Origin of the sequence: Streptomyces sp., assembly GCF_019510245.1 — a bacterium.
GTDB lineage: Bacteria > Actinomycetota > Actinomycetes > Streptomycetales > Streptomycetaceae > Streptomyces.
This window is the reverse complement of sequence record NZ_JAEKKT010000316.1, coordinates 1-5,126: the sequence shown is the minus strand read 5'-3', so window position 1 is coordinate 5,126 and position 5,126 is coordinate 1. Positions and strand designations below refer to the sequence as shown.

Below are 5,126 nucleotides of genomic sequence, written 5' to 3'. Positions count from 1 at the left end.
TCTACCTCGGCTCCATCGGCGGCCCGGCCGCGCGGCTCGCCCAGGACTGCATCAAGAAGGTCGAGGTCGTCGAGTACGAGGAGCTCGGCATGGAGGCGGTCTGGAAGATCGAGGTCGAGGACTTCCCGGCGTTCATCGTCGTCGACGACAAGGGCAACGACTTCTTCACTTCACCGGAACCCGAGCAGCCGACGTTCACCACCATCCCGGTCCGGGGTCCTGGCCTGGCCTGAGTCGCGGCCACAGTCGCAGCCTCCAGACCCCTCGGCGGACGCCGGGGGGTCTGTTGCTGCGTTCACCGATCGGCGGCCAGCACCGCCGCGAGGCCCTCTTGCAGATCCTCGACGAAAAACCCGGGGACCTCCAGGGACGGGAAATGTCCCCCCACTTCCGGCGACCTCCATCGGACGATCTGCCGGTACCGCTCCTGCGCCCAGGGACGCGGAGACTTCTCGATGTCGCGGGGATACATGGTGATCGCCGACGGCACGTCGACCCGGAGTTCGGGGTCCAGCGAGTTGTGGCTCTCGTAGTAGATGCGGGCCGCCGATGCGCCGGTCCGTGTCAGCCAATACAGGGTGACGTCGTCGAGGACCCTGTCCATGGAAATCGTCTCGAACGGGCTGTCCTCGGTGTCCGACCACTCGGCGAACTTGTCGAGGATCCAGGCAAGCAGCCCGACCGGTGAGTCGACGAGCGAGTAGCCGATGGTCTGCGGTCGGGTCGCCTGCTGCTTCGCGTACGCCGCGCGGTGGCTCCAGAAATCTCGTGTTTCCTCGGTCCACTTGCGCTCGGCCGCCGTCAGCCCGTCCGTGGTCAGCCCGGGCGGCGCCTCAGCGAACAAGGTGTGAATGCCGAGAACGTGCGCCGGGAACCTGCCGCCGAGAACCGTGGTGATATTGCCGCCCCAATCGCCGCCGTGGGCCGCGAACCTGCTGTACCCCAGCCTTTCCATCAGTTCCACCCATGCGGCCGCGATCTTTTCGGTTCCCCACCCGGTGGTGGCCGGCTTGTCGCTGTAACCGAAGCCCGGTAGCGACGGGACCACGACGTGGAACGCCGGCGCGTCCGCGCTTTTCGGATCCGCCAGCTCGTCCACGACGTCGACGAACTCGGCAATGCTGCCCGGCCAGCCGTGCGTCAGGATCAGCGGAGTGGCGTCTGCGCGCGCGGATCGGCGGTGCAGGAAGTGGATTCCCAGATCATCGATGGTCGTGCGGAACTGGCCGATACGGTCCAGGCGCTCTTCGAACGACCGCCAGTCGTACCCGGTCCGCCAGTAGTTCACGACCTCGACGAGGTCGGCGAGCGGAACGCCCTGGTCCCATCGGCGGGGGCCGGGCGCGGCGCGGTGGACCGTCTCGGCCTCCGGTAGTCGCGCCGCGGCCAGTCGCGCGCGCAGTTCGTCGAGGTCGGCGTCGGTTGCGTGGGCTTCAAATGTCTGCACGTCTGTCTGCGCGTCGCTGGTCGGACGGGACATGAGACCTCCTGGCCGTCGTGGAACCGTCTAAGGCGGTTCCAGCGTGGCATGCCTTCATGCCGACGAGCAACCGGCTAAGGTGGTTCCATGCGTGCCGGCTTCCCTGACTTCCGCCTCGGTACCGTGCTGGCGACGAGCTTCACGGGGACTCTGTCGGAGCGTCACGGCACCGCCGTGGAGCGCATCCCCACGCCGCACCGGCTCGTCGACTGGCTGGCCCTGTACGGCCTCGCCGTGGACTCCTGCACCCCTGCGCAGCTCGACCTCGCGCGGGAACTGAGGGAGTCGATTCACGCCGCCGCGACCGCGGCCGCGATCCAGGAGGCGCTCCCTGCGCCCGCTGTCCAGGTGATCAATGACCGCAGCGTTCAGGGTCGGGCCGCGGCGATCCTGACGCCCGAGGGCCAGCGGCGATGGCAGCTCGGCCCGGCTTCCCGGGTGGAAGACGCCCTCGGCGTGATCGCCGCCGACGCGATCAGCATCATCGCAGGCGAACGAGACGGAAAGCTGGCCCTGTGCGCCTCACCGACCTGCCGGGCCGCCTTCTTCGACACCAGCCAGAGCCGCACCCGCAAATGGTGCGACATGAACACCTGCGGCAACCGCCAGAAAAAGGCCCGCTTCAACGCCAACCAGCGCAAGAACACCAGATCAGCGATCAGCTGACCGGCGGTCCAGCCAGGAGAACGACCTGATCGGCTTCGAAATCGAAGCGGAGAACCGGATGGCCGCAGTCGCCCTCCGGCTCCATCAGGACCGGCTTGCCCAGCCGTCTCCCGATGGCCCGCAGGAAGCCGCAGAACACATCAAGTCGCTCTTGGCCCTGCAGCTCACGCAGATCAACATCGAAGTCGATCTCCTCCGGTGCGCAGAAGCGGAAGACCACCAGCACATCCGGCGTCAACCAGACCCGCAGGTCCGGGCACTCGGCGTCAGCAGGGCGGGACAGCACTGCCTCGGCCCGCGGCACCGGCATCACCACCTCGCCCTCGGAGTACCGGCATTTCCAGCCGCTCGCGCTGATCAGGTCGAGAACCGCCTGCCAGTCCTCCACCGAGGCATCAGGGACACGCACGTCCGGCAGTGACCCCATCTCATCAAGGTCGAAGCAGTGCTGGACGTCGTCCCACAGAAGATCGGACACACCGCCATGCTCCCTGGCACGCATCCCCGATGCGGCCCGATCTCCTCGACGAGCTTCCTTCGCCGGTTCAGACGGTCTCGTTCCCGCTCTCTGCGGTGGAGCCCGCCGGCTGGTCCAACGACCGGCGAGGGCCAGGCAGTCGGGGACGATCGGGGGACGGGAAAGGCGTCGGGATTCCCGGGTGGTGGTGGCGGTGGCGGTAGGCCAGCCAGGCGCGGAAGGAGACCGAGACCGCCGTGGCGAGGGCGGCGATCACTGTCGGGCCTGTGTCCGCCGCGAGCACGATGACCAGCATGGTCGCCAGGATCGACAGCAGCGCCAGGAGATTGGCGGCCAGTTCGATCATCTGGAAACGCAGGGAATCGCGGTCGTCGTGGCGGTCCCGCCCCGGTCCGTGCATGGACTTTGCCTCTCGGTCGTACAACTCGCCTGCGGGCAGCAGCCGTTCGGCCCCTTCTCCCAACCGTCTGCTCATATGTATCACCGACCGCGTTCCGCCACTTGCCACTCACCCACCTCTGGAGTTCTCCGCTAAAAACCGAGAACGGCGGCGGCAATTGGATCTTCGGCGGACTGCCACACTTATCGGGCAGAAAGGAAGGGAGGGCCTCCCCCGCCCCCGCCACCCTCAAGATCGTTGAGAGTACGGGGCCCCGGGGGCGATCGACGTTGTCAAAGCACCGCAGATCCCCGATCGAACAGTTCGGCCAGGAGCTCAACGCATTCTGCCTGGACTCGAATGTGAGCATGGCCCGTATCGCGGAAGTCAGTTTTCGCAGCAAGACGGGGGTCTACCGGGCGTGGTGCAAAACGGAGTTGGCCTCCTGGAAACTGATCGAGGACGTGGTCAGGGCGATCTGTGAGATCTGCCAGTATCCCGAGGACAAAGAGCAGGAAACCCTCGACTACTGGCGGCGCAGATACCGCGCGGCCGAGGCGGAGGTGCACGCCGCCGAGGACCATGTCGCCTCGCTGCTCAACGACATCGTCGAGCGACTCGACCAGCACACCCACCGCACCGACCGCCTCGAACAGACACTGCAGTCCCTCACCAGCGAACTGGCCGGGTTACAGCGCGGCCGGTCCTCCGACCCCGGGGCCACTCTCCACTTCGGGTACCTTTCCGGCTGCGAGGCGGACCAGCCGGAGTGGCTGACGGAGATCCGCCGGCACATCGTCCGGTTCGAGCAGGAGGCGGAGCGGCTGCGTACGGAGTCGCAGCAGGCCGACCTGCGCGCACGGGAGTTGGCCGAACACGCCCGCCAGGTCCAGTCCCGCGCCGATGAACTGCACCGTTACCTGGCCACTGCGTTCCCGCCCGAAAAGCGGCCGAGCCTGCCGGGCCAGGTCCTGCGACAGGAATAGCCTCGGCGGTCACGGACGCTGACCACGACGGAGGTGATCGGCAGTGGCCGACGAGCAGCAGGAACAGGCGTTTCGCATCGAGCACGACTCCATGGGCGAGGTCCGTGTCCCGGTGGACGCCAGGTGGCGGGCCCAGACCCAGCGGGCGGTGGAGAACTTCCCCATCTCCGGGCAGCGGATCGAACGGGCGCACATCGAGGCGCTCGCCCGGATCAAGGGGGCGGCCGCGAAGGTGAACGCGCGTCTGGGGGTGCTCGACAAGGACGTCGCGGAAGCGATCCAGGAGGCGGCCGACGAGGTGGCCCGCGGAGACTGGGACGCGCACTTCCCCGTCGACGTCTTCCAGACCGGGTCCGGCACCTCGTCCAACATGAACGCCAACGAGGTCATCGCGACGCTGGCGACCGAGCGGCTCGGCGAAGGCCGGGGCGTGCATCCCAACGACCACGTCAACGCCTCGCAGTCGTCCAACGACGTCTTCCCGTCCTCCATCCACATCGCCGCCACCGCCGCCGTCACCCGGGATCTGATCCCGGCCCTCGACCATCTCGCCGCGGCCCTCGGCCGCAAGTCCGAGGAGTTCGCCGACGTCGTCAAGTCCGGGCGGACCCACCTGATGGACGCCACCCCGGTGACCCTGGGGCAGGAGTTCGGGGGCTACGCGGCTCAGGTGCGGTACGGCATCGAGCGGCTGCAGGCCTCTCTTCCCCGGCTCGCCGAACTGCCGCTCGGCGGCACCGCGGTCGGCACCGGCATCAACACCCCGCCCGGTTTCTCCGCCGCCGTCATCGAGGAGGTCGCCCGCACCACCGGGCTGCCGCTCACCGAGGCACGGGACCACTTCGAGGCGCAGGGCGCCCGGGACGGGATCGTGGAGACCAGCGGGCAGCTCAGGACCATCGCGGTCGGCCTGACGAAGATCGCGAACGATCTGCGGTGGATGTCCTCCGGGCCCAGGACCGGGCTCGCGGAGATCTCGCTGCCCGACCTCCAGCCCGGCTCGTCGATCATGCCCGGCAAGGTCAATCCCGTGATCCCGGAGGCCGTCCTCATGGTCGCCGCGCAGGTCGTCGGGAACGACGCGACCGTCGCCACCGCCGGTGCGGCCGGCAACTTCGAGCTCAACGTCATGCTGCC

Annotated in this window: 7 protein-coding genes; 4 read left to right on the top strand and 3 right to left on the bottom strand. The window is 68.0% G+C overall.

Annotated elements, in window-relative coordinates:
* Positions 1-233, top strand: a 233-nt coding sequence (locus tag JF597_RS49910) for a fumarate hydratase C-terminal domain-containing protein (RefSeq protein WP_294012796.1), incomplete at its 5' end; no start/stop codon positions are given.
* A gap of 62 nt (positions 234-295) precedes the next feature.
* Here the strand turns inward: JF597_RS49910 and JF597_RS49905 are convergent.
* Entirely contained in the window at positions 296-1,480 is a 1,185-nt protein-coding gene (locus JF597_RS49905) for an epoxide hydrolase family protein (RefSeq protein WP_294012793.1), read from the bottom strand.
* An 87-nt stretch (positions 1,481-1,567) separates the two neighbouring features.
* On the opposite strand from JF597_RS49905, the gene JF597_RS49900 reads away from it, so the two are divergent.
* Positions 1,568-2,146 carry a CGNR zinc finger domain-containing protein gene (locus tag JF597_RS49900; protein WP_294012790.1) on the top strand — a complete coding sequence of 193 codons (579 nt, stop codon included), beginning with the start codon at positions 1,568-1,570 and terminating at the stop codon, positions 2,144-2,146.
* Here the strand turns inward: JF597_RS49900 and JF597_RS49895 are convergent.
* Complete coding sequence (locus JF597_RS49895) at positions 2,139-2,624, bottom strand: hypothetical protein (protein ID WP_294012787.1); 486 nt, start codon at positions 2,622-2,624, stop codon at positions 2,139-2,141. The genes JF597_RS49900 and JF597_RS49895 overlap by 8 nt on opposite strands.
* Positions 2,625-2,691: 67 nt before the next feature.
* Positions 2,692-3,099, bottom strand: a complete 408-nt coding sequence (locus JF597_RS49890; RefSeq protein WP_294012784.1) for a hypothetical protein — start codon at positions 3,097-3,099, stop codon at positions 2,692-2,694.
* 272 nt (positions 3,100-3,371) lie between these two features.
* Here JF597_RS49890 and JF597_RS49885 point away from each other — a divergent pair, with 272 nt between their 5' ends.
* Entirely contained in the window at positions 3,372-3,989 is a 618-nt protein-coding gene (locus JF597_RS49885) for a hypothetical protein (protein ID WP_294012781.1), read from the top strand.
* Between the two features lie 43 nt (positions 3,990-4,032).
* The coding region (locus JF597_RS49880; RefSeq protein WP_294012778.1) for a class II fumarate hydratase at positions 4,033-5,126 on the top strand (1,094 nt) is incomplete at its 3' end.